The 24,147-nt window shown below is 52.8% G+C and carries 26 protein-coding genes; 4 read left to right on the plus strand and 22 right to left on the minus strand.

Annotation, left to right across the window (positions count from 1 at the left end; genetic code table 11):
• From GOM71_RS14350 to GOM71_RS14415, 14 genes are all read right to left on the minus strand, one after another.
• The coding region (locus GOM71_RS14350) for a hypothetical protein (protein WP_483311044.1) at positions 1-1,435 on the minus strand (1,435 nt) is incomplete at its 3' end.
• 176 nt (positions 1,436-1,611) lie between these two features.
• A complete protein-coding gene (locus GOM71_RS14355) occupies positions 1,612-2,073 on the minus strand; it encodes a phage tail protein (RefSeq protein ID WP_367649614.1) in 462 nt (153 codons plus the stop codon).
• A gap of 5 nt (positions 2,074-2,078) precedes the next feature.
• Entirely contained in the window at positions 2,079-2,321 is a 243-nt protein-coding gene (locus tag GOM71_RS24995; protein ID WP_367649618.1) for a DUF6760 family protein, read from the minus strand.
• Positions 2,273-2,653, minus strand: coding sequence for a phage tail assembly protein (locus GOM71_RS14365; protein ID WP_156282244.1), 381 nt, complete (start codon positions 2,651-2,653; stop codon positions 2,273-2,275). Before GOM71_RS14365 ends, GOM71_RS24995 begins: the two co-directional genes overlap by 49 nt.
• Before the next feature lie 215 nt (positions 2,654-2,868).
• Complete coding sequence (locus GOM71_RS14370; protein WP_156282246.1) at positions 2,869-3,303, minus strand: phage tail protein; 435 nt, start codon at positions 3,301-3,303, stop codon at positions 2,869-2,871.
• Between the two features lie 59 nt (positions 3,304-3,362).
• Positions 3,363-5,069, minus strand: a complete 1,707-nt coding sequence (locus GOM71_RS14375) for a phage tail sheath family protein (RefSeq protein WP_156282248.1) — start codon at positions 5,067-5,069, stop codon at positions 3,363-3,365.
• 107 nt (positions 5,070-5,176) lie between these two features.
• Complete coding sequence (locus tag GOM71_RS14380; RefSeq protein ID WP_156282250.1) at positions 5,177-5,971, minus strand: hypothetical protein; 795 nt, start codon at positions 5,969-5,971, stop codon at positions 5,177-5,179.
• Entirely contained in the window at positions 5,968-6,552 is a 585-nt protein-coding gene (locus GOM71_RS14385; protein ID WP_156282252.1) for a Pvc16 family protein, read from the minus strand. The genes GOM71_RS14380 and GOM71_RS14385 overlap by 4 nt, the downstream gene beginning before the upstream one ends.
• A 146-nt stretch (positions 6,553-6,698) precedes the next feature.
• Complete coding sequence (locus tag GOM71_RS14390; RefSeq protein WP_216651754.1) at positions 6,699-8,894, minus strand: ATP-binding protein; 2,196 nt, start codon at positions 8,892-8,894, stop codon at positions 6,699-6,701.
• A gap of 33 nt (positions 8,895-8,927) precedes the next feature.
• Positions 8,928-10,118 carry a PP2C family protein-serine/threonine phosphatase gene (locus GOM71_RS14395; RefSeq protein ID WP_156282254.1) on the minus strand — a complete coding sequence of 397 codons (1,191 nt, stop codon included), beginning with the start codon at positions 10,116-10,118 and terminating at the stop codon, positions 8,928-8,930.
• A 34-nt stretch (positions 10,119-10,152) separates the two neighbouring features.
• Positions 10,153-10,497: an STAS domain-containing protein gene (locus GOM71_RS14400; protein ID WP_156282256.1), complete on the minus strand. Its 345-nt coding sequence runs from the start codon at positions 10,495-10,497 to the stop codon at positions 10,153-10,155.
• Between the two features lie 3 nt (positions 10,498-10,500).
• A complete protein-coding gene (locus GOM71_RS14405) occupies positions 10,501-10,968 on the minus strand; it encodes an ATP-binding protein (RefSeq protein ID WP_156282258.1) in 468 nt (155 codons plus the stop codon).
• Between the two features lie 131 nt (positions 10,969-11,099).
• Positions 11,100-11,798, minus strand: a complete 699-nt coding sequence (locus GOM71_RS14410; RefSeq protein WP_156282260.1) for a response regulator — start codon at positions 11,796-11,798, stop codon at positions 11,100-11,102.
• Entirely contained in the window at positions 11,795-12,655 is an 861-nt protein-coding gene (locus GOM71_RS14415; RefSeq protein ID WP_156282262.1) for a sensor histidine kinase, read from the minus strand. The genes GOM71_RS14410 and GOM71_RS14415 overlap by 4 nt, the downstream gene beginning before the upstream one ends.
• 149 nt (positions 12,656-12,804) lie before the next feature.
• Between GOM71_RS14415 and GOM71_RS14420 the strand changes: the two genes are divergently transcribed.
• The gene (locus tag GOM71_RS14420; RefSeq protein WP_216651755.1) at positions 12,805-14,874 is read left to right on the plus strand and encodes an eCIS core domain-containing protein; all 2,070 of its coding nucleotides are present in this window, start codon (positions 12,805-12,807) and stop codon (positions 14,872-14,874) included.
• Positions 14,875-14,967: 93 nt separating this feature from the next.
• Positions 14,968-15,114: a hypothetical protein gene (locus tag GOM71_RS14425; RefSeq protein WP_156282264.1), complete on the plus strand. Its 147-nt coding sequence runs from the start codon at positions 14,968-14,970 to the stop codon at positions 15,112-15,114.
• 65 nt (positions 15,115-15,179) lie between these two features.
• Here the strand turns inward: GOM71_RS14425 and GOM71_RS14430 are convergent, their stop codons facing one another.
• The 5 genes from GOM71_RS14430 to GOM71_RS25000 form a co-directional block, all read right to left on the minus strand.
• Positions 15,180-15,596 carry a gamma-glutamylcyclotransferase family protein gene (locus GOM71_RS14430; protein ID WP_156282266.1) on the minus strand — a complete coding sequence of 139 codons (417 nt, stop codon included), beginning with the start codon at positions 15,594-15,596 and terminating at the stop codon, positions 15,180-15,182.
• Positions 15,593-16,366 (minus strand): LamB/YcsF family protein, encoded by a 774-nt coding sequence (locus tag GOM71_RS14435; RefSeq protein WP_156282442.1) that lies wholly within the window; start codon positions 16,364-16,366, stop codon positions 15,593-15,595. The genes GOM71_RS14430 and GOM71_RS14435 overlap by 4 nt, the downstream gene beginning before the upstream one ends.
• Before the next feature lie 59 nt (positions 16,367-16,425).
• Positions 16,426-17,439 (minus strand): 5-oxoprolinase subunit C family protein, encoded by a 1,014-nt coding sequence (locus GOM71_RS14440; RefSeq protein ID WP_156282268.1) that lies wholly within the window; start codon positions 17,437-17,439, stop codon positions 16,426-16,428.
• 5 nt (positions 17,440-17,444) lie between these two features.
• Positions 17,445-18,452, minus strand: a complete 1,008-nt coding sequence (pxpB, locus tag GOM71_RS14445; protein WP_156282270.1) for a 5-oxoprolinase subunit PxpB — start codon at positions 18,450-18,452, stop codon at positions 17,445-17,447.
• A gap of 437 nt (positions 18,453-18,889) precedes the next feature.
• Positions 18,890-20,209, minus strand: a complete 1,320-nt coding sequence (locus GOM71_RS25000; protein WP_156282272.1) for a vWA domain-containing protein — start codon at positions 20,207-20,209, stop codon at positions 18,890-18,892.
• A 125-nt stretch (positions 20,210-20,334) separates the two neighbouring features.
• On the opposite strand from GOM71_RS25000, the gene GOM71_RS14455 reads away from it, so the two are divergent.
• On the plus strand, positions 20,335-20,637 hold the full coding sequence (locus GOM71_RS14455; RefSeq protein ID WP_156282274.1) for a hypothetical protein: 303 nt from the start codon (positions 20,335-20,337) through the stop codon (positions 20,635-20,637).
• A gap of 32 nt (positions 20,638-20,669) precedes the next feature.
• Positions 20,670-21,107, plus strand: a complete 438-nt coding sequence (locus tag GOM71_RS14460) for a GNAT family N-acetyltransferase (RefSeq protein ID WP_367649619.1) — start codon at positions 20,670-20,672, stop codon at positions 21,105-21,107.
• Between the two features lie 89 nt (positions 21,108-21,196).
• Here GOM71_RS14460 and GOM71_RS14465 read toward each other — a convergent pair whose 3' ends face one another.
• The 3 genes from GOM71_RS14465 to GOM71_RS14475 form a co-directional block, all read right to left on the minus strand.
• The gene (locus GOM71_RS14465; RefSeq protein ID WP_156282278.1) at positions 21,197-22,159 is read right to left on the minus strand and encodes an aldolase catalytic domain-containing protein; all 963 of its coding nucleotides are present in this window, start codon (positions 22,157-22,159) and stop codon (positions 21,197-21,199) included.
• Between the two features lie 116 nt (positions 22,160-22,275).
• Complete coding sequence (locus GOM71_RS14470) at positions 22,276-23,256, minus strand: hypothetical protein (RefSeq protein ID WP_156282280.1); 981 nt, start codon at positions 23,254-23,256, stop codon at positions 22,276-22,278.
• A 129-nt stretch (positions 23,257-23,385) separates the two neighbouring features.
• Positions 23,386-24,141: a GTP cyclohydrolase II gene (locus GOM71_RS14475; RefSeq protein WP_156282282.1), complete on the minus strand. Its 756-nt coding sequence runs from the start codon at positions 24,139-24,141 to the stop codon at positions 23,386-23,388.
• Positions 24,142-24,147: the final 6 nt, after the last annotated feature.

A 24,147-nucleotide genomic window follows, 5' to 3' on the forward strand; every position in this document is an offset into this window, starting at 1 on the left:
TCGCGTTGCCTCGCCGCTTCGCATGCGTTTGCTCCGCAGCTTGCGCCGCCGCCGTTGCCTTCCGCTCCGTCGACGTCACCGCATTCGCTCGCATCGCTGCCTGCGCTTTCGCTCCCGCGTTCGCTTGCTCGCTTACTCCCGCGTTCGCTTGCTCGCTTACACCTGCTCGCTCGCTCGCCTCCGGCTCAGCTTTCGCGTTGCCTCGCCGCTTCGCATGCGTCTGCTCCGCTGCTTGCGCTGCCGTCGCTGCCTTTCGCTCCGTCGCCGTCACCGCATTCGCTCGCATCGTTGCCTGCGCTTTCGCTCCCGTATCCGCTTGCTTGCTTATTCTTGCTCGCTCGCTCGCCTCCGGCTCGGCCTTCGCGTTGCCTAGCCGCTTCGCATGCGTCTGCTCCGCTGCTTGCGCTGCCGTCGCTGCCTTTCGCTCCGTCGCATCAACCGCATTCGCTCGCATTGCTGCCTGCGCTTTCGCTCCCGCGTTCGCTTGCTCGCTTACTCCTGTTCGCTCGCTCGCCTCCGGCTCAGCCTTGTTCTGTTTTGCCAGTGTACGGTCGTTTTTCACTTTTTCGTGTTGATCCGCTAACGCTTTCTGTTCTTCGGATGCAGCTCCTCGCCGCTTCGCATACGTCTGTTCTGCAAAACGGCGGTTCTTCAGTTGTTGTACTGCTGACTGCTCCGTTTTCGCGTTGGCAGCTGTACCCTCAACACTTGCACCAATTCTACTATTAGCGCCTAATAAATGCGTAATTCTCTCTCCGTTTTTCAGCACTCTTAACTCTTTTATTTTGGATACGAGGACAGCTTCAGGAAGCGTAGACCTGATCCTTATATATAGATCCTTCGCGCGCTCTGAAGTCAGTAATGGCGTTTCTGCCTGCGCTCCAGGAAATTTAGCCTTATATGTAGCAGCCTCGGGTAAAACTATCGTTTTCGTTTGGCCGGGCAATATTTTTTGCCTAATTTGAACTTCGTTTTTGGTAAAATCTTTGTTATTCGATTTATCAGAAATAACCTTGTTTGTTGCTTTTTCTGCTGCTTGCTTTTCAGCGGGCAGAACGTTTACTGCCGTATCTCTGACAACCCGAGTCTCACGAATAATGCGAGCCACATCGCGAAAAACAACCTTTTCACGCTCAACGATGACTCTTTCCTTCGTCTCTTTCGTTTTCTGTATCTGCTGCTGAATAACCGGTTTGGCTGTTGCCGTTTTTTTGTTCGTTTCTTTTTTTTCAGGCGGAGCTATGACCTTTACATGAACGTTATGCTCGACTGGCGCAGCTGCCTGCTGCTGCTTATGAAGCAACGACATACGTCCATATTTTTCTTGTCGGGTGCTGCTGTATTTACCCATGATGCCGCCGGCAAACGGCTGAATAGACGCGACCGCACCTTGAGGCTTTTTGTTTCGCTCATTCGTCCCCGTCTTGCGTTTCACCAGCGCACCTCCCTGCACTCAATAACGGAACTTTCTTCCGCTATTTCTCCCCATTAGCTCAAATCCAGCTAAATAACGTACTTTTCTTCCGCTAATTCAGCGAATACGCACTACAATGTGCCGGTATGCAGCCCAGTCCCCCTGCACGAAATTAAAACAGCTGCTACTCAACCCATCTATCCATTAAAAACGCCCTTCAACCCGTTGTGCGCTATCTCGATCGTCTCGAAAGCGACGTCGCTTGTGCTTGCATTCAACTGAGGACCAGACCATCTAACCGGATAAGCATCAAAGAAATTCCATCGCCCAAACTCAGAGCCATCCGGCGACAGAAGTACAATCGCGCCGTTCATTCGTTCTATCGAGCCGTTCATCGTACTCTCGTACCACGACCACAATAATGCCGATTGCGTCATCCCTCTTTTAAGCACGATGTTCTGATAGCGGATGCCCTTAGGAAGCCGATGCACGAATCCGTTCATGCCGCCCTCCCGATATTCCTCGATCTCCGTCTCCGCTTCAAGCCCCGAAGCTTCGGAAAAGCCTGCGACGAACATGCCGTCCAGCTCAATCCAAAACTGATAGGCAGAGGCGATACTGTATATGCGGCCCGACTCGCGGGAACCGGTTAAGGCCACAGCGGCTACCTCCTTTTGCTGAACACGTCAAATACGTTCGGTTTGTCCGTCTCGTCATTCATTTTGCGGTTAATCCGCGATATTTCCTCGCACCATCTGCGGCGCTCGGCATGCTCCATGCTCATAATGTCGTCATGCGGCCAATGGAAATAATAGGCGATGAAGCCGACCTCCTCGTAAATCCGGTCAACCGGATACCCTAGGAGAGCGCCTCCGTTAAGGACAAAAAATCGACCGACACCTCGTATTCATGCTCGCATTTCGGACAAGCCGTCAACACCTTTGGAGCTTCCAGATCATTGATCTGGCGATACAGGTTTTGCAAGTAGGCCAAATCCGCTGTAAAAAGCTTCTCGATCAGCTTTGTATCGATATGCTTCATGTCGCCAAGACGGGTAACGACCCGCGCCATCAAAATAATGGTCAAATAGCTTGGATTCGACTGTACCCGAGGATCCTTCATCGGCAAAATCTCGTCTGCCGCTGTAGCCAGCCTCATTACTCCGCGGCGGTGCAAATTGCCGTTATCGTCAACATAGCCGCGCGGAAGCTCGAACTCGTATTCCGTTTGAAACGCCATCGTTATTCCCTCCGTTCATCGATGAGAAAAACTCCTATCGGAGCATTTCGAAGATGTTCGACCGCGTTTAAGCGGAAGTTTTTATCGCCAATCAGAATGATTGCATTTACGCTTTATCGCTGTAAAGCATTTAAATATTCTGATGTGGTTAAAAGCGGAAAACAAGAGCGGCGCGAACGTTATCGTCCGCTGGCCCGCCCTTGTTTCCAATCAAGCTATGCCGTGCGCGTCATGCCCTCATGCGCGAATTCAATCGATTCGAACGCCACTTCATTGCCTGTACCGTTGAAAGTAGGAGCTGTGTACTTAACCGGCCATGCCTCGATAACCTGCCAAGTTGCAACATCCTCGCCTTCCTCGTCCAAAGCGATAATCGTAATCGTTTTGCGCTCGATTGTTCCTTCCACACATTCTTGAATCCATTCATACAGCTCCATCGACTCTGTCGTACCCCATTTGAGCGTAATGTTGCCGTACTTAGTGAGACCAGGCAGCTTGCGCGGTGTCGTCACTTCGTTGCCTTCCCGATATTCGATAACGTCCATTGTTGCTTCAAATCCGGTTACCTCGCTGAAACCGCCCTGTTCAAGTCCTTCCAGCTCAACGCGAAACCTAAAATTGCGGTATGGATCTACACGATCTCCAGGCATAGTTATCCCCTTCCGTTATTTAATGTGGAAGCTCTTAAAGTAATAGCTGTCCGATTATGCTATTCCGATCCGGTTTTTTGCGTAATGCGGAATACGACAAACTCGGCAGGTTTTACCGGCGCAACGCCGATCACAACGATCAGTCTGCCGTTGTCGATATCGTCCTGCGTCATTGTCGATGTTCCGATATTAATATAGAAAGCTTCAGCCGGGCTGCCGCCCGCCAGCGCGCCATCGCGCCATACGCGGGTAAGGAAGGCGTCGATTGTACGCTGTACGCGAGCCCACAGCTGCTCGGTATTCGGCTCGAATACGACCCAATTGGAGCCGTTCTTGATCGATTCTTCAAGGAAGATGAACAGACGGCGTACGTTGATGTACTTCCAAAGCGTATTGGAAGAGCAAGTGCGAGCGCCCCATACGCGGATGCCTTGTCCCGAGAAAGCGCGGATCAAGTTGACGCCAGCAGGGTTCAGAATGTCCTGTTCCCCATTGTTATATTGCACGTCCAGTCCAACGACGCCGCGAAGCGTTTCGTTGGCAGGCGCCTTTTGAACGCCGCGTGTCGTATCCGAACGCGAATAGATGCCTGCGATCGTACCGGACGGCGGGATGAAAATGTTGCGTTTGTCGAGCGGATCAAACACTTGAAGCCATGGGTTATAAAGCGCGCAGTAGCTCGAATCGAACAAATCGCGGTGAGCAAGCACGTCTTGTACCTTTGTCGCTTCGCGCGGGAGATCCAGAATCGCAAAGCGGCTTCCCAGATTCTCGCAATGCGCGACCAGCGACAATTGCACGTTCGGGTCCGTTACGCCAGGAATAGCCACGATGCTCACAACATCATTGTCGATAAACGACTGAATGCCTGTTCTTCTTCCAGGCCCGTTGTCAACGCCGATGAAATCTGCAGGCGACAGAGCTGCTGCCGTGCCGTCGCTGCCGCCGGAAAGCGCGATTTCGAATGTCGCTGCATCCGCGCCGGCAATTTGTTCGAACGGAACGATTGCACCGTCGGAAGAAACATTGGCATAAAGATTAACCAAGGATGAACGTTCAACAAGCTTGTTTACGAAGTTTGGCGCCTCCGGATTAAAGGAAGCTTTCTCGTACGTTTCCGCTTCGCTGCCATTAATGACTGTAAGCGTAAACTCGCTTGTGCTCAGCCATTTGCTTGGCACGAGCGCCGTATCCGTCACTTCGCCGGACAGCGGCTGAGCCAGTTCGATCGTTTGGTCCTGTACCGAAACGACGCGGCCGACTTGCTTGCCTTCGCCGCTTGAGAAAACAACAACATCGCCCGCATAGAAGCCGGAGCTGTTCTTCAGGCGATAGCGGCTGCCGCCGAGCGCTTCTAAAATCGGCGATTTCGCTTTGCTTGCAGGCGTTACGACAACCCGGATCTGGTTGCCCCATGTACCTGGGTTTTTCGCAGATACCGTGAGCGGACCGCCCTCTTCATTGGATGCCGCTTTCGCATCGGACGGCGCAACGCGCGAGATGAAAAGGCGCGAACCGCCGTTCAAGAAAAATTGATTGACCGCATATGCCAGATATCGGTAAGAGCCGAAGGCATTCTCCGACAAATAAGATCCGTATACGCGTTGAAAATCGGCAGCGCTCGTAATCAGCTGCGGAAGTCCTTCAACCGGACCGCGGGCAGCAAGGCCGATAAAACCTGCCGTACTCGTGCTAACACCTTCCAACGGCCTCGAGCCGCTTTCGAATTCCTCCACGTAGACGCCTGGCGACAAATACTCAGCCATTTGTGATCTCCTCTCTGAAACAATATATGTATTAGGCGACAAATGACGGCTGCTGCCATACGGCAAAGCCTCCGTCTCTATCGACCCCAAGACCGGAAATTAAATTGCTATTCGGACATCAGCATGCATGGCATAGCCGTTACTTCGCCGGCTTTAGCCGTGAAGCTGGCCGACTTGCGATCGGAACCAAGGCTTGCTTCTGCAACGATCCGAAATGCAGGCGGGAGTGTCCCGCGAAACGGTATAATGGCATTTCCTTCGCGATCAGTTCTTGTTATAGCCGCAGGCAGAAGCGTCGCCCCTCTTCGGTAGCTTCGGGCCAGCGGCTGCTCCAGCTGCAACTGCCCGTCCGGTTCCACGCTCTTCAAACGGACATATTCTTCTCCGTCCTTGTCGCGAAGCAGAAACGTTTCGCCCGCGATCGTCATCCCCTGCCAAGAACCCGCTTTAATCGCTCTATCGCCGGCGGATGCCGTCTCTTGGGATAAACGAGCCCTCGCTGCGGCGTCTTCATCCGCATGCGCGCGCAGCTGTACGTTTGGCAATGCCGATCCGTCCGCACCTGCGACTTGAACGGAAATTGCGGTCAAACCGCGGACTACAGGATATAGCCTAGACGGCATGAGCGGAATTGTCACGACCGGAGCAAGCTTGTCCAGCGCGCCTAAGTCCACTTCCAGCTCCTCGGGCAAATAAACCGCTGAACGAATGTCCAGCATCCGCACGCTATCCCCGGCATCCAGAAAAACATAGCTGCCGTCAGCCTTCCGGATCGGAGGCTTCGCTTCCCCGCGAAGAGAAACAGCGGCATCCGAGAAGCCGATCTTTTTTCGCGTCCAAATATCGGCGAGCTCAACGACGAGCGATACGCGACTTGTCAATCGATCTCTGGCGCCGCTCAAGCCGAGCCACCGCCCTTGTCTTCCAATACGATCTGCCGCTCGACGACGCGGGATACCGACTTCGTCCGGTTGGAGTCCAACAGAACAGGTCCTACCCGATAGACAGTCGATAGCTTATAGGCCATATCGCCGAACTGCCACAGCTTCAGAAGCTCATCGCTATCCAAGCTGGCATGCGAGATACGCAGCGTTTCGCCGCTCTCGGCCAGAGCGCCTTCCAAATAGGGGGCCTTTACAATCGAATTGTCATAAAGCGTTTGCATAGCTTTGCCTAAAATGCGCTGCTCGTCCAACGAGCGGGTCAGCCGATCCGCGTTGGAGTGAGGCGTCAGCAAGAAATAAAGATCCAGCGTCTGCGGCGGATACTGAAGAACGCCGCCGCGATCCTGCATGCTTGTCCGACGCGCTTCCCCGTTTTCTGTCACGTTGAATAGAAACAGCGACAACGCCAGATCGCCCGCCTCTCGCGGCGATGAAAGGCCGATCAAATCCGGCCGCGGAATCGGGTCGGGCGTCATATTGTCTCTAAGCAATCGCAGCAAGCTTGCGCCTGCATCGGCAATAGCCGTATATCCAGCCATTATGTCCCTCCCCGCATTCCTTTTTTTATTTCAAAATATGAGTCTATTATACCGATTCTACTAAAAAATAACTACGATAAAATATCATAATATGTCAAAAAAACAGAGAAGATTGCCGGCGCTTCAACGCCAGTTGATTGGCTCGCCTAAGCATAGGGTTCAAATTGCTCTCGGACGACGATTTTGCCCATTTTTTTAAACTCCTGCTGAGCGGCGCGGATCATTTGAACCATGCCAATCGGCCTTCCTTCGCCTGCCGCAAGAAAAGCGGCGGAAAGCACTATATTTTTAATATGCCCGCCCGCCACATCGATTCGTTCCGCCAGAAACGGCAAGTCCAACTCGGCATCTACAGGCGCTTCTTCCGGCAGTAGACCGCGGAATATCCGCTCGCGGCCCTCCGCGTCCGGAAACGGAAACTGAACGATGACCTGCATTCGGCGCAGGAAAGCCTCATCCATGTTTTGCTGCAAATTCGTCGCCAGAATAGAGACGCCGTCAAACGCTTCGATTCGCTGAAGCAAATAAGCAGCCTCCATATTGGCGTAACGGTCGTGAGAATCTTTGACTTCCGTCCGCTTGCCAAACAATGAATCGGCCTCGTCAAAAAACAAAATCGAGCCGCTGTTTTCCGCTTCCGCGAACATCTCCCGCAAATTTTTCTCCGTTTCGCCAATGTATTTGCTGACGATTCTGGACAGATCGATCCGATACAGCTCTATGCCGAGCTCCTTCGCCATCACTTCGGCTGCCATCGTCTTGCCGGTGCCTGGCGGCCCGGCAAAAAGCATGCTAAGACCCCGTCCGTACGGAAGCTTCCGGCCAAAGCCCCAGCGTCCGTATACCGTTTCGCCGTATCGAAATCTAGCACATGCCTCTTTCAGTTGCGCAAACGAATCATCCGGAAGCACGAGATCATCCCAGCCGCGAACAGGCGTCAGCTTATCTGCAAGCTCGGACAGCCGGGTTTGCACCTGCGTGCGGGATGCTTCGGCCAACTCGCCCGTATGCGGCACATCGCCGCCTCGCATAGCTGCCAATCGGAACGCTTGCCTCATCGTCCCTTGAATTTGACCTGGCGTGAATTTATATTTGTCCGCCAGCTCGGATTGCAAATCGTCTGCCAGTTTCCCGTTCGCAGCCTGCTTCCAGACGAACAGCCGCTCTACGGCAGCGGGATACGGCAGCGCAATATCGAGCATTGCCGCCGTTTCCGGGAGAGGCAGCTGTTCGCGCCGTTTCGCTTCACGGTTCAGCCAGAAAACGACCGGCGATTTCCCTTCCGCCGCGTACTCGCTCAATGCCGCGCGAAAAGCCTTAAAGCTCTCGGCGGCTTGCGATTCTTCCGCCCACAATGCGTCCGTATTCTCAAAAGCTAGTGCAGCTCCTGTAATTATCGCTTCGCGAACAAGCAAACGAAGCTTCTCGCGCAGCGCCTCGCCGGCAGCAGGCAGCCTTTGTCCATGGATGATGAGCAACGGCTGTCCCAGTGCATGCGAAACATGCTTCACATGCAGCTTTTTGCCGCCCCCGGCGGGACCCGTTAATTGAATAACTGGGAAATAGCCTGACTGTCCGGTTTCCAAATCTCTGCAGGAACGGACAGCCTGAAGGAGCGCTCGCTGGAGCTGAGCGCCCACGAGCAGCGGTTCCAGCGCCTCCTTTTCATCCGTTCGGCTCGCTACGCCAGACAATCGGCTGTCCATCCGCTCTGTCTCCAGCAGAAGGCTGATGATCCGCTGATCAAGCTTCATCAATTGCCGCAAGGAGCTGCGCGTCTGTCCCGATGCGGTGTCCAGCTGTGCCAGGCAATACCGGCGCAGCTTGGAGCCTTCTCCCAGAAATCCTCTGGCTGATTGAACCTGTTGCGCAGAATCGGCGAGCAGCTTTAGCGCCAATTCCACGGTCGGCATGCGCAGCGTAACGTCGTCATTCAAGTAACCGAACCAGCTCTCGCAGCGGGAATCGAATTCAGCAGCCAGAGCAAGCAGGACGCAGCGCCGCTCCCACGCCGAAAGATCCAGCCGCTCCGACAGCTCGGCAAGCGGAAGCTTCGTTCCGGCTTTCAAGCTTGCGGCAACCCTTTTCTGCATATGGCGCTCAGCGTCGAGACGCTCGCTGCGGAACTGCCGCAACGGATCCTCGTCTTCATTCCAAGGAGCCGCATCAGGCTCAAGCGTCCGCTCGATATCTGCCGGCGTAATGACTAGACCACGCAAAACAAGCGAGGATTCGTCCGCTGTCTCTCTGCTCTCGAAATGCTGCAGCAGCAGACGGATTCCCCGCTCGATAAGTTCGAATTCATCCTCTATGTAAGCAAAACCGTTGTCATACAATCGCATAATGATTACCACCCCAGCATGGTGTCTTTCTCTCTAGCGGCGCGTCAGGCACAATACTGCAATATCGTCAGACTGCGGCGCGCCGTCCGCGAACATGAACACATCCATCAACAGCGCGTCAATAATTTCGGCGCTGGAGTACTCTTTCGTTTGCGCGAGAAAACGCTGCAATCGTCCAGCCGAATATTGCTCCTGAAGCGCATTTTCCGCTTCCGTAATGCCGTCCGTGTAAATAATCAGCTTGTCGCCGCGCTCCAGCTGAAGCGAAACATTTTTGTATATAAATTCAGGGAATGAGCCTAACGGAATGCCTTTTGCGAGTTTAATAGGAAGCACCTCGCCATTCGCCTTCACCATATAAGGCGTGCAATGCCCGCCGTCGCTCAACACCGCTTCTCCCGTTGAAATCTTTAGCACGCCGCAAACGATCGTCGCAAACAATTGGGCATTATCAAGGCATAGCTCATCATTGACTTTTTTGAGCAGCTCGCCCGGGGACAGGTCCGGATTCATTTTCCCTTTCAGCAGCGACAGCGTCATCGCCATAAACAGCGCTGCAGGAATGCCTTTATCCGAAACGTCGCCAAGCGTGAAGAAAAGATGGTCCTCGTCGATTTTGAAAAAGTTGTAGAAATCGCCGCCGACCTCTTTGGCCGATTTCAACAGCGCACACACATCAAACGGCTCATTGGCCGAGGGCATCGTCGTCGGCAGGAAGCTGAGCTGAATGCTTCCCGCAATCTGCAGCTCGCTTTCCAGCCTTTCCTTCAAAGCGGTAGCTTCTTGAAGCTCATTAACCGATTCTTCCGTTACCTCATGCAGCATCGCATTATCGAGCGCCAGCGCCAAAGGACCCGACAGCTTCGCCAGAAGGTCGCGTTCCGCCGCCGTCAGGCGCTGGCCGCCCGCCTTCCCGGAGGCTTGGAGCATGCCAAGCCGACGTCCTCTTGCCTCCAGCGGGACGGACACTTGTTCTTGCCCCGTCAATCCGCCATTTTGATCCGCCAAAACAATCGCCGCTTCTTCGGAATCGACCAGCCGCTTGATGCCCTCTTCCCCTGCGAGGAGAAGCTCCTCCTTGCGTTTGGCGGAATAGATTTGCGAGCTAAGCTCGAACAGCAGGTCCGACTGCTTGATTTTCGCCGACAGCCGCCTGTTTTGAATCCATAGCGCCGCTGCCGCCCCCAGTCCGATTGCACCTGCTATCCATCCTGCAATAGTCAAAGGAGTCCCTCCTTTCTTTCATCCGGGAGTGCAATTATGCGCCTGCTCCGAGTTTTTCGAATGCTTCCTCGCGTGTAACCGCCATTTCCAATATGGCTGTAAAGCCCGACATTTCAAATACGTCCAGCACCTGCTCGCCAAGGCTTGCGCACACCATTCTGCCATTTGTCGCGCGCAGCTTTTTCGCCGCCACCAGGATGACGCGCAGCCCCGCGCTGCTTATGTATTGCAAACCGCTGAAGTCGAATACGAATTGCTGCTTTCCTTCTGCTAATAGCTTCAGAAACGTCTGCTCCGCGACCGTTGCATTGTTCCCGTCAAGCCTGCCTTCCAGCGGCAAAACCGTAATTCCGTTCACTTCCTGCGTCTCAATGTTCATCGTTCATTGTCCTCCCGCTTGCCTTTGTGAGTCATCTTGCTTGCCGGCATACGTTAACCCTTTGCGCAAACGCAAATGATTTCGCCCGCCAGTCCTTTCATAGTGCACTTCATCCATTAAACGCCTTACAAAAAATAGTCCCAGACCGCCAATCTCCCGGTCTTCCAGGGCGAGCGTCGTGTCCGGGCTTTCCTCTTCAAGCGGATTGAACGGAATTCCCCCATCATCCATGTTTACCTCAACAGCTTCAGACGCCGCTTTCACGCAAACCGCGATCGTATGCTCTCCGCCGGAAGGAAATCCGTAGTTCACGATATTGACGATCAATTCCTCGCACGCCAGCGACAAATCCAGCACCGCCCGCGGATGCCAGCCTGCTTCCGAGCCGACCGACTCCAGCAGCTCATTCAGCCGCTCCAGCTCGTCCATGCGGTTAAACAACTGTATCTCCCGAAATATCGGATAATGCATACGTGACCCTCCCGCCAAAAAGTCCGGAGCGATAGCCCCGCATGAATATGATTACTATTCTACGAAAATAGCAGTAATCCTGCCGGTTTTGTCGAAAACGGCGAGAAATGGCGGATGGAATCGGATGCGTGCTATCCTCTGCGATCAAATAAACCTTTCTCCATCGCATAGCGGGTTAATTGGACCCGATTGTCCAGATGGAGCTTTTGCAATATATTTTTTAGATGGTTTTTGACCGTATGCTCGGATAATCCGAAAGCAGCAGCAATTTCGCGGTTGGACTCTCCGGTGACGACGCGCTCCAGCACTTCTTTTTCCCGTTCAGTCAACGGGGTCGTCATGGACTTGTCCTCCTCCGCATTCCGCTGCCCCGCTTCTGCGGCGCCTCTCCCGCCGGCGAATTCCTGAAGCAGCCTGTATGCCAGCTCCTTGGACATCGGCGCCTCGTCGTCCGCAATCGCCCGCAAATATTCGACCCAAGCGGACGGAGCCAAATTTTTGAGCAAATAGCCTTGCGCGCCCCGCTTGATCGCTTCGAATAAATGGGTAATATCGTCGGAGACTGTTACCATAACGATCTTCAGCGACGGATGCAGAAACTTCAATTGCTGCGTCGCCTCCAAGCCTCCCATACCAGGCATATTGATATCCATTAGAACCAGATCAGGGAGAACGTCGTCGATTCTCGCGATTGCCTCCTCGCCGCTCGCCGCTTCTCCTGCAATCTCAAACGACGAATCAGAGGCAAGAATTTCACGCATTCCCTCTTTGCCGTGCGGATGATCGTCAACCAGAAACACCCGTATTTTCAAGATCGGACTCTCTATCATTGTTCTTGCCTCCCGCTCTCTATCGTTACTAGCGTTCCTTTCCCCGATTCGCCGGCCACATGCAAGGACCAGCCCATCCGTTCCGCCCGGTCCCGCATCATCTTGATTCCATAATTGCCTTTAGCGCCAATGGACAACTCGCTCGCGCCAACGCCGTTATCCCGAATCAGACAGCGGAACGGAGTCTCCCCCTTAGGAGGCAACGCGCCGATTTCTTCGCAAACGACGGTCGCTTGGGTTGCCAGCGCATGCTTTCGCACGTTCATTAACGCTTCCCTAATAATGGCCAGAAGCTCGATCTTGCTTTTATTGTTCAGCACGCCGTCCCCAATCCGCCAATCGATCGCGACTTTAATGCCGCTCGTCTGCTTCATTTCCTCTACCAGCGGGTAAATCGCACTGATCCATGAACTGTCGGCTGCAACCGGATCAGATTGCAAATTGGCAATAGATTGTCTCACATCCTCGTAAACATGTTTGATCGTCCCTCTAATTTGCTCCCTTGTCCGTCTGGCCGTTTCTTCAGAATCGGCCTGTTCAAGCCGCTCCATCTTGACCGACAATAGAAACAAAGATTGCGATATGCCGTCATGCAGCTCGCGGGCTAGCTGCTCCCGCTGCTCCAATGCCGCTTTCGTCATTTGTTCGCGCTGCAGCGCTTCTTGCGTCTGCTCCATCTTGGCAAACAGCGCGCGCAGCAGCGTCAGCGTGACGACCAGCACGATTAACGGCGCCAGCCAGTTGCCGAGCTCCATCGACACGTAGGACAATAAAAAAGCATGCCGGGCATATTCCCACAGCCCGATCGTAATTGTAGGTATCCATAAAATAAGAAGCTTCAGCCATTTATAGGACATCCGTTTAACAGCCTCCTTCGCGATTCCCCTTTGCCGCTTTTTTCAGTGTAACTGAGGGAAATCCAAAGAACAATCAAACCATTATTATCCATAACATGATACAATGGGACAAGATCTATCAACGAGCAATAGGAAAGGAACGATACTCCTTGAGCCAACGAATGCCAAAGCGCAGCAAATCGACACAGGCAACGCAGCCCCAAGAAAGCGCGCAATTGAAAAAGAATGCACCGAACTCAGGCCCTCAAGCAGCTTCTCCTTCTATATTGACGCAATTGCAGCAAACGGCCGGCAACCGTGCCGTTGCGCAGCTGATGCAGCAGTCGCCTGCCGCTGAACCCGCTCCGGTTGCAGAGGCAGCGGCGCCCGCTTCTGGAAACCGAACTGGCATGCCGGATAAATTGAAATCGGGAATGGAAAGCCTATCAGGCATATCGATGAATGACGTCAAGGTTCACTACGGCTCCTCTAAGCCGGCCGAGCTGGACGCCTTAGCCTATGCCCAAGGCAACAATATTTTTGTCGGACCAGGCCAGGAGAAGCATTTGCCGCATGAAGCTTGGCATGTCGTGCAGCAAAAGCAAGGACGAGTCAAGCCTTCCACGCAATTGAAAGGCGTTAACGTTAACGACAATCCCGGATTGGAGCGAGAGGCCGATCGGATGGGGGCCAAGGCTGCCTCATATGCGGACGAAGCGACACATTTGCAGGAAGATTCGGGTCCAACGACGTCCACTGCTACCGCACAGCTCTTTAAAGGAATGAATAAGAGCAACAAAGAGAGACTGAAACAATCCCGAATTGATTCAGGCAACCAGGAAATGCAGCTTGACCATTCCGTTTCCCAACATACATTATTAAAATTTGTACCGCTCATTGATAAAATCAGATCGATGGTCATTCCAAAGAAATGCAATTACACAGAAACGAAAGACGCTTACGAGCGATTTGAAGCAAAAACCGGAAAACCGGTAGAATTGGAAAACAAACTGCTGAATTTAGAAAACAACCTTACGCCCGGATTTCAAAAGACGACCGGCAATCCAGGCTCGACCTTCGATCCGCAAATTGAAATGGATGGAAATATTTCTGTGCAAACCGACGGAAGCCAGCATTTGTTTAAGCTCGACAATGCAATTCGCAAGCTGTCCAGATTGCCTATCCTGACCCAAACAGAAGCATTGGAGAGCGAAGATGCGAATCTCGATCAAATACTGGGAGACACCTTGAATACAATTACGGACTGTATATTGCATATCCAGGCAGAGAGCAAGCCGAAATTCGATTCCGATATCTGGTACTCGTATAGCGATAATACAGAAAATGAGGAAAAGCATGTCAAACGCGTCTCTGCCAAATGGCTGGAAGGCGATGATAGACGCCTTGCTTCTCTAGGCAGTGAAGATTATCCGACATTAAGCCAAGTTCCATTTCAATTTACTTATGACGTTCCCACAATTATAAGAAAGCCTCCTCCTGTAAGTACCGGCAAGAAGAAGAAAAATCAGAAGCCTGAAATCGAATTCGAAAAAATAATGAAAAAGGTCGATATCGAAGTCATTATTCCGGTAACCGCCTGGAAGCATATTTACGATCGTCATTACATTCCGACCTTTAAAGGCGATATTCAGGCCATTAACACCTTTTGGAAAAAGCCGCCAATCGAAGCTATTACCGCTCAATTGCTCAGTCCAGAAATCCAATTGCTCTTCGATCGCAACATGGAAAATCTAGGCATCCTGGAAAAGCAGGAGCCGACGACGACGGAGCAATCCGATTACGATGATGAATACGACGACTACAATTATGACGAATCCTTTGACGAGGATACTAAGGAAGAAATTGTTAAAGACGGCAAGGGAGAAATTGTCGACGATGGCGCAGACAGTGTAAACAATTCCGTTGACGATGAAGCGGAAGAGAAAAAGAACAAGAAAAATGAAATGTCCGAAGAAGAAAAACAATTAGCCGTCAAATTTATGGGCGACGTTACCAATGTAAACGAATTTGTCGATCAATTATTTTTCCAAGGCATTATGAAGGTAGAGTCCAACACGAAAACGGAGAGCAAATTGGCCTTTATGGTCAAATCGATTGCTCCGCAGCATTTCGGACTCGGATACGGTGTTGTACCCGCTTTGCTTCAAAAGAAAATGGCTCAGCTAGAAGAGTTGAAGAAGCCGCCCAAGGATGAGAACGAGCCGAATTCATCGAATTAAGCAATGAAAGCCCGCTAATCTCGTATAAGAAGCCAACAAAACGAACATGATGAGAATTGAAGGTGTGATATACGGATAAGGAGGACTTTCCGCATGACTGACAGCTATTATAAAATCGCCGAGCTTGGCGACAGAAACGAAGCGTTGGAATCGATCCGCAAGCTGGAACAGAAATTGACCGAGGAAATCGGAACGACGATTTCATTAGTCGCCTACGAAAACGAAGACGATGAGCAATAAGAAACGCTCGATTCCGCCCGGAAAGCTTAGCATACGGGACGGGGTCGAGCGTTTTATCGTAATGGTTAAATCCAGCTATAATAACGGAAGCTTTCACCTTGCGACGTTTTTCCGGTACCGCCTCTTAAAACCGGCGGACAGTCCCGGTCATCCGTCCAAACGTAGACCCAGCCGGCGTTGTCCGTCCGCCATGCGTCGGCAACCCAGATCCGTTCATAATCGTTAAGCTCCTCGATTCCGGCAAACTCCTCCAGCCTGTCCATCGCCGCAAGACCAGGCAGGCTGACCGTCAGCCATGCACCGCGCACATACTTTGATCCGGCATCTCGAACAGCTGCCGGGTACGCCCCGGCATCCACTAGGCGCGCTTGAATATAGCCTTCCTCAATCTTCCCTGTAATGAATGGCGCGGCGATGAAATGGTTGTTTTGGCCGGGCAGCAGCGTGCCGTATACGAAAACTTTTACTAATTGCGGGTTCATGGGCGTTTACCGGCTGCGGGCGATTCAAGCTGGACGCCTGCAGCTTTTAACGCTTTCTGAATATGAGCGGCAAATGACGCGGCATGCTTGCCGTCTCCATGAAGACATATCGTATCGGCCTGCACCTTCGTCTCTTTCCCGTCAGCTGTAAAAGCGACGCCCCGCTGCGCCATTGCGACCGCTTGCCGCGCCGCTGCGTCCGCATCTTCAATAAGCGCCCCGCTGCGCGATCGCGGCAGAAGGCTGCCTGACTCGTCATAAGCGCGGTCGGCAAAAACTTCGGAAGCCGCTTGCAAGCCATAGCGTTTCGCGGCTTCTAACAACAAGCTGCCCGATTGGGCGAATACGATAAGGTTGGCGTCGAAGCGGCAAGTCGCCTCAGCTATCGCCTCGGCGATCTCCAAATCGCGATTAGCCATATGGTACAAAGCGCCATGCGGCTTCATATGGCGCAGCTTCGCGCCTTCAGCCCGGGCAAAGGCATCAAGCGCGCCCAGCTGATACAGCATAAAGTCGTAAGCTTCCTTTGGCGAAATCGCCATTTCCCGGCGTCCGAAGCCAAGCCGATCGGGAAGGCCCGGATGCGCGCCGACAGACACGCTTGCGGCGGCAGCTTTCGCGATTGCCTCGCGCATCGTATGCGGATCGCCTGCATGAAAACCGCAGGCGATGTTGACGCTTGTCACATATCGGAGCAGCTCGTCGTCCTGCCCGAACGAATACGCGCCGTAGCCTTCACCGAAGTCGCAATTGAGGTCGATGGCGCGCATGGATGGATTGCTCTCGTTTTGCATGAGAAGCAGCCTCCTTAATTAGAATTGAAATGCCGCTAAGGTCTTCGGCTGCGGATCGCTGCTTTCAGCATGCTCATCTCGTATTCCGATTCGAGATCAAGCCTCTGCGCCTCTTCCAGTGCGACATGCTGAAATGAAAGCCAGTCGCCCGGTTTCAGCTGCCCGAGAAGCGGCAGATCGACGGTCGCCACATGGGCGATTTTCGGGTATCCGCCGGTCGTCTGGCAATCGGCGCCGAGCACGATCGGCAGCCCGCCGGGCGGCACCTGTACGGCGCCCGGCGTCACGCCGTGCGACAGCAGCTCCGCACGGCTTAGTCTCTCCAGCGGGGCGCCTTCCAGGCGGCACCCCATCCGGTCCGAGGCGGGAGCGACGCGATACCGCTCCCGGAAAAAAGCGGTTCGGGCAGCTTCGCTAAATTGCCCGAACTCGCTCCCCGTCATCGTGCGAAGCCCGATGACGGCTTGGGGCGCTCCGCCGCCATAGCAGCTGCTGCTGCGCGGCGGCGGCGCAAACCAGCGGGCGGCCGACCAGTTGCGGCCGCCCGCTTCCCGCGCCAGGACTGCCGCCCATTCGGCAGCCCAGCGCGATGGCGCGGCTTCGCCGCGCTCACGCAGGCGCACGAAGTCGCCTGCGCGGAGGCGGCCGGCTTTGCCGCGGCCGCCTGCAAGCCCTCCGGCTGCCGCGACATAGGTCCGGCAGCCGCGTGCGGCGCGGCCGAAGCGGATGGCCGCGCCCTGGCGCACCCATACGGGGCGCCACATCGGCAGCGCCTCGCCGTCAACGCTCGGCGACATCGGCGCGCCGGTTATCGCCACCAGCATGTCCGTTTCAAGCACAAGCTCCGGACCCGCCAGCGTCAACTCCAAGCCGGCCTCATCTTCGCTATTGCCGGTTAGCCAATTTGCGATGCGAAGCGACTCGCGATCCATTGCCCCTCCGCCGGACACGCCATAAGCGCGAAGTCCAGACGTACCCAAATGTTGGACAGTTGTCAGCAAACCGCCGTTTTTCAATAGGAAGCCATTATTCCCCTCTGATGTTGTCATTGCCATTACTCCGTCCGCAACCTACAATATTTGCTTGTATCATGCTCATCCTGTCCCAGCCGTTCGACCCGTACAAACTTGACAAGATCGCCCGCCTTGAGCAGCGCCGGCTGTTCCCGGTCAAAATCGAACAGCTTCAACGAAGTTCTCCCGATCAGCTGCCAGCCTCCCGGCGTCTCCATCGGATAGATGCCGGTCTGAATGCCCGCAATACCAACGGACCCTTCCGGAACCGCAGAGCGGGGCGACGCTTTCCGAGGCTGCTCCAACTGTGCGGGAAGGCCGCTCAAATAAGGAAAGCCGGGCATAAATCCGAGCATCGCCACCGTATATTCCGCCTCCGAATGAAGTCGAATAAATGCCTCAGTCGACAGGCCGGCCCTCTCGGATGCTTCCGCCAAATCCGGTCCGCATTCGCCGCCGTACACGACCGGAACCTCCACTATGCGAAGCGTCTCGCTATCGCTAGCTCGCTTGCGGGTTTCGGATGCGATCTTCCGAATCAGAAGCTCCGCAATCTGGAATGGCAGCAGCTCTTTTTCACCTGCACGGTCGCCGCCTGCCGTTGGCGCTTTTTGCTCCCGCTTCGCTAATCGGATCAGCGCCGACGGATCATATAGCACCGTCACCGTATCGTACGCCGGCACGATATCGATCGCCCAAGCGGACGTTTTTTGTCCGATGCGCTCTGCCAGCGCAGCCATCTCGCGCCAGCCGTCCGTCCCGGCACCCTCACCGCCGCTGTGCAGCACAAGCGCACGGTCGCCAAGCGGCGTAATTTCCAGCCCCATCCCGCTGCCTCCTGCCGTTTGCTTTTTACAAATTAGATGTTTATTCGCTAATGATGCCGTATAGCTATAATGAAGATAGCCTTCGCGCTTTTTCTTCAACGTCGGCATAACCGTGTACCCTTTGCCGCGCAGCCAGTATTTGTTGGAGTGCCCCGTTGCGACGATATAAACAGTTCCCGCTCCGTCAATATACGCATGCAGCAATTTGTAAGTACGCTTCATTCGATGTTCGATTCTCCTGCTCTAATTTGCCTTATCCCCATTTTAAAAGAAACGGCGGTTCGCCGCCACTTTCGCTTTCCGTTGCACCATTCCCGATTCCGTTTTTCGCGAATCTAATTCGCTTTATTGCGAAACGGATTTCGCTATTTGGGGCGTTAAAAAGGCCGCTCAATACCGATAACGAATCTCGCTTCGCAATCCAAGAACATTGTTTCGCTATTAGCGAAACATGGTGCGTTTTCTGATCCAGGGCATCCAAAAACCGCAAATTAGCGAACATTCATTCGCAAATTTGCGAAACGGCTTCGTTCCGCAGCATGACAACATGCCGTCTGCCAGCAAGCAAGCAATCAAACATGCCTTACCCATCGCCAATCACAAAACAAAAACGGCTCCGCGCAGGCCGGCCGCCCGCGGAACCGCTTCATTTCATTCCGTTAATCCACGTACTGATTGATTGTCTCCACCAGCAAATCGTTGAGCAGCTTCACTTCATATTCGCCTGCCGCCGGCTCCAGATGATCGCCCCCGATGCCGCTGTCATCGGTCAAGAACAGGTAAGTGCCGCCTGTAGCAACAGACATAAAGCGCATCAAGTATTCGGTCTGAATATCGATTCCGCTCGATACGACCGGTATAATCCGAATGCCTTGCGATGCCGCCTCTTCAATGAGGTCGTGCAGCTGATCTATTATTTCCCCTTCATGATGCGGCGGCGCGTCCAGCACGAGGAACAGCAGCCGGGCTCTTGCCTCCTCGCTCCACTTATGCTCCATGATCGCATCCTGCAATGCTTCTTCAACCGCTTCCGGGAAGTCGCCCCCGCCTTTCGCTTTCTGCGAAGCCATCTGCTGAATCACTTCATCGATATCGCCGGTAAAAGGATTGGGTTTGACAACATAATCATCGTGTTTATCCCGATAAAAATTGGCGCTCATCCGGATATCAAGCTGATTCGCATGCTCATCTGCAACTCGCCCGATTACATCCTTCAGCTCGGCTTCCAAAAAGTCCAATTCGTCCTGCATCGAACCGGTTGTGTCGACGACAAACATGACGTCCAGCCGATCTGACGGCTTCTCTTCCTCATCAAGGCTTACTTTCAGCGTGCCTTGCTCCTGAATCCGAATATCGCTCACTTTTTTGCTGGATTGTCCTTTCTTTACTTCCACTTCGAATACGTCACTGCGCGTGCTGTCTTCTGAATGCCGTTTCGTCAGCTGTTGCTCTCCTCCGAACAGCCCTGCGAATACATAAGCGATTCCGTCCGTATTCGTTCTTGCTGTCCACTCCGTCCCCTGCTGCCCTTCCAATAGAACGGTCGCATCAGAGACCGCTTTGCCATTCGCTGTCACTTGTACTTCAAGCCGCTCAAAGCTTTGAAAGCGCCAATGGTTCAAATTGTAATCGCCCTCTTGGCTGTTCAATAAGTTGTTAAACGGCTCCCACGCCGCCAAATCATCCCATTCTCCGGCAGTCAGTTGGCCTGCTTGCACATCTGCATTGTTTGTACCGTATCGGCGCAATCCTTCTTGCTCTCTTTCCGGAGCAGGCTCTTCAACTGCCGGAGCCGTCTTGTCTTTTGACGTGTGTTCATCTCCCTTGCTGCTGTCACCAGCTTCGGTGCTTTCTGCTTGTGCGACGTTATTGGCATTGTCCGCGCTCGAGCATCCCGCTAGCAGCAGCATCAACGCAACTGTAATCCAAATAAAGCTTTTGCGAACTATTTTTCTATTTGCCGCATGGAAAGGTTTCACTCGTATAGCCCCCTTTAGCTTTTTCCTATTGACGCGAGGAGTTCGACTATTGTTGCATTAATGCCGCGCTAACATTAAAATCGTAAAAGGCAAGCATGCTTGCCTGGCATGGGGGTGCTAAAGAGATGGAAATGATACCGTTAGCTGCAATTACGATTACATTCAACAACCGAATCGAACAGCTCGTTTTCACATCCGCTGAGCTTGTCGTCGTATCCGATTACGGCTCGCGTCTATGGTACGCAAACGTTGACGGGATTGAGGATGAGGAGTTGCTGCATTGGTTCGGCCATAGCGAGGATATACAGGTAGAGCTTATTGCAACGGCCCGCGACGGACGAGTGTTTGAGGGCATCGCTTACCTGCATCCGAATGAGCCGCACAAAGCTGCCGCGCTGCGCGGGGACGGGCTGTTGAACGAAAGATAGCGCACGGAAAGAAAGGAATGGCATTTATGGACATCACATCGCGCAAAATTACGAATAATGAGGATCGTGAGGCTGCATTTCGCATTCGAACAAAGGTATTCGTAGAAGAACAAGGCGTACCCGCTGAGAACGAATACGATCAATATGACGAACCGGACACGGATGCGGATCATGTGCTCGTTCTGTACAATGGCCTTCCGGCAGCTACCGGAAGAGTTAGAAACGTCGGCGGCACAGCTAAGCTTGAACGGATTTGCGTTCTCGCTTCCCACCGCAAATACGGGCTTGGCAAAATAACGGTCGAAGCGCTGGAGACGTTTGCGAAACTGAACGGCTTGGCTAAAGCCAAGCTAAACAGCCAGACGCAAGCTGAGCCGTTCTATGCGAAGCTCGGCTATCGCGCTATTTCCGACATTTTCATGGAGGAAAATATTCCTCACGTTACAATGGCCAAAGAGCTGTCACAATAACCGGCAAGCCAGACAGCCTTGTTGCGGCCAATAGAAAAGGGGTGTCCCGCTGTCATCATCAATGACGAAGGGACACCCCTTTATTCTTATTATTTGCTGTGCGAAATTTCCGGCGTCGTCAGACGGTCGTAGAAATCAACGCATTTGTCTTTATCCGCGGAATCGCGCAGCGCCATAGCCGAGCGTGGATGCTCGTCGAGAATGCCCGTAATCATGTACGGGATAATGTAGCCCCATTCTTCCTTCTCGCGAAGCGGAATCATATATTTCTCGATCATGTCGAGAACAGGACGCACGTTGTATTTCGTGTTTTGCAGCTCAGCTACGAGCAGTTCCGTATTGCAGTTGCCGGCAGCGCGGCCCATGCCGTATACGGAAGCGTCCAGCAGCTCGACACCCTTCTCGGCAGCGATCAGCGTGTTTGCAAATGCAAGCTGCATGTTGTTATGCGTATGAACGCCAAGGCGTTTGTTCGGCAAATATTTTTGGAATTTTTCGACCAGGTAAGCGAAATCGTTTGGCTTCAAGCTGCCGTACGAGTCAACGATGTAGACAACATCTACAACGCTTTCTGCGATTTGGGCAAATGCTTCGATCAGCTGGTTTTCCATAACATTGGAGAGCGCCATAATATTGAGCGTCGTCTCGTAGCCTTTGTCATGGAATACTTTAACGAGCTCAAGCGCCTTGTCCACATCTTGGATGTAGCAAGCGACGCGAATGAGGTCAAGCAAGCTCTCGCTGCGAGGCAAAATGTCATTCTCATCCACGCGGCCGATATCCACAAGCGCGGACAGTTTCGTATTGCCTTTGTTCGGAATTACTTTTTTCAAAAAGTCGTCGTCCAAGAAGCGCCAAGGTCCCGCGGATTCCGCGCCTTTAAGCAATTTTGGCGAGTTTTTGTAGCCGATTTCCATATAATCGACGCCAGCTTCGTTCAACGAGTTGTACAAATGTTGAACAAACTCCACGCTGAAATCCCAATTGTTAACAAGGCCGCCGTCGCGGATTGTGCAATCTACAATTTTACAATGGCTAGTTTTCGAATTCATTGCGCTTACTCCTTCTTGTCCTGTTTCTCAATGCATTTATCACCCATCATACTTGAAATAAAGCAATAACGCAAAGATATTTTGTCGTTTTTTGGTCGAATATGCTGTCCTTCAAACTATTCAAGCATCGCTCTTGCATCCGCTATATAGCTGTCAAGGAATTGCTGTACGGCAGGAATGTTGTACTGTTGCCCGTTTCTCCTCTCCAAGAGGCGTCCGCCTGTTTGCGAAAGCACATCAAGATAGCGCTGCACAGTGTTTGCTGTCACCGAATTCGGCCGTTCCGCAATGAGCTTCTCATAGCTGTCCTTCACTTCGTCCTCAAGCACGAACATATCGTCAAATACAGGCGTGTTGCTTTGCCCGTAAATATAGAATGGCAAATAACGATCCAAATACAATTGCAGCACTTCCTCGCGTTCAGGCGTATCCAAATAAAGCGTTACATATTCCTCCGCCATAACCGCCCGCGCAGCCAGCTCATCCCAAGAAATGACCAGTCCCCCGTCTCTAGCCGTCGGTTTATCCGACTCTTCAGCCTTCAAAATAATGTATTGCTTAAGCGGCTCCGATAAATAACCGCTAAACTTTCTTTGCATGCCGTAATCGACGATCGGAAAAATCGTTCCTTCTACCCCTTCCAGCTTATAGCCGCCAGACAGCTTCGTCACGACTAGCTGCCGGACTTCGGCATCCTCGATTTCGGCAGCTGTTGCCGAATTAATCACCTGCGATTGCGCTAGCAGCGCTTCCTGCACATGAGGCTGGGCAAATTGCTCCTGCGTTGCCTCTATGTCCTTGCTATAAAAGACGTTCAGCGCGCGAATCATAAGATCCGCGTTTGGCTGGCCGGCTTTGCTTGCGTTTTCATTTAGAAATGAAACGATTTCCGCTGCTTCCTTCGCTTCTTTTACCGTATTGCGAAAGCTGATCATCAACGCATCATGGCTCGTATCGGAAGCAGGCTCGGCGGCCAGCTTCGATTCGCCTGTCGCAGCGCCGCTATCATCATCGGCACATCCCGTTAAAATGGTTGCTATTATCGTTATCAAAGCGGCAATTCGGATAAACCATCCGAGGCTTTGTCGTTTACTCATAATACACCCAACCTTCCGTCTTACTATTGTATGCCAGATTGAACATATCCATTAGACGAAATAGTTGTTCAGAAGTTTCGCTTCATGCTCCGAGAATAACAAAAGCCGGGATTCTCCCGGCTTTTGCCTTTATTTGCCTGCAAGCATCCGGTCGTAGTGGCCGGATTTGGCAACTTTTGTAGATAAATACTTCTCATTGTAGACGGTTGCCTCGCCCCATAGCGCGATGCGGTTCTTAATGTTCATGCCTGCGTTGCGCATTGCTTCGACCTTGCGCGGATTGTTGGTAATGAGCGACACTGGCGCTTCGCGCAGCAGCCTTAACACTGCAATAGCCTCGTCATAATTGCGAGCATCGTCGGCAAATCCGAGTTCGACATTCGCCTCCACCGTATCCAGCCCTTCTTCTTGAAGCAAATAAGCCATCGCTTTGCTGAACAAGCCGATGCCGCGGCCTTCATGATTCGCTAAGTAAAAGAGCGCGCCCGTGCCATGCTCGGTAATCATTCGCAGCGACTGCTTCAGCTGAAAACCGCAATCGCAACGCTGGCTGCCGAAAATATCGCCCGTATGGCAAATGCTGTGCATCCGAATCATCGCTTCCGCTTCATGCTCGAAATCCCCGTATACGAGCACGCTGGATTGCTGCATTTCCGCGTAATGAATCGTATTCAACCGATCGATGATCTGCTCGACCGTATCGCCTTTGCCCGCTTCGCCTTCACTCTTTTCTTTGCGAAGCCAGCTGTACCATTGAAACATTTTCGTCTGGCCGTCAAGCTCAATAGGAAGCTGAATCGGACCTACAACATGAATGTCGCATTCCTCTGCTTCTATCGTTCTTATTTTATTGCGCAAAACCGAAATGACGTCTTTTTTGTCCATATGCTG

Origin of the sequence: Paenibacillus sp. NEAU-GSW1, from assembly GCF_009737085.1 — a bacterium.
Taxonomy (GTDB): domain Bacteria; phylum Bacillota; class Bacilli; order Paenibacillales; family Paenibacillaceae; genus Pristimantibacillus.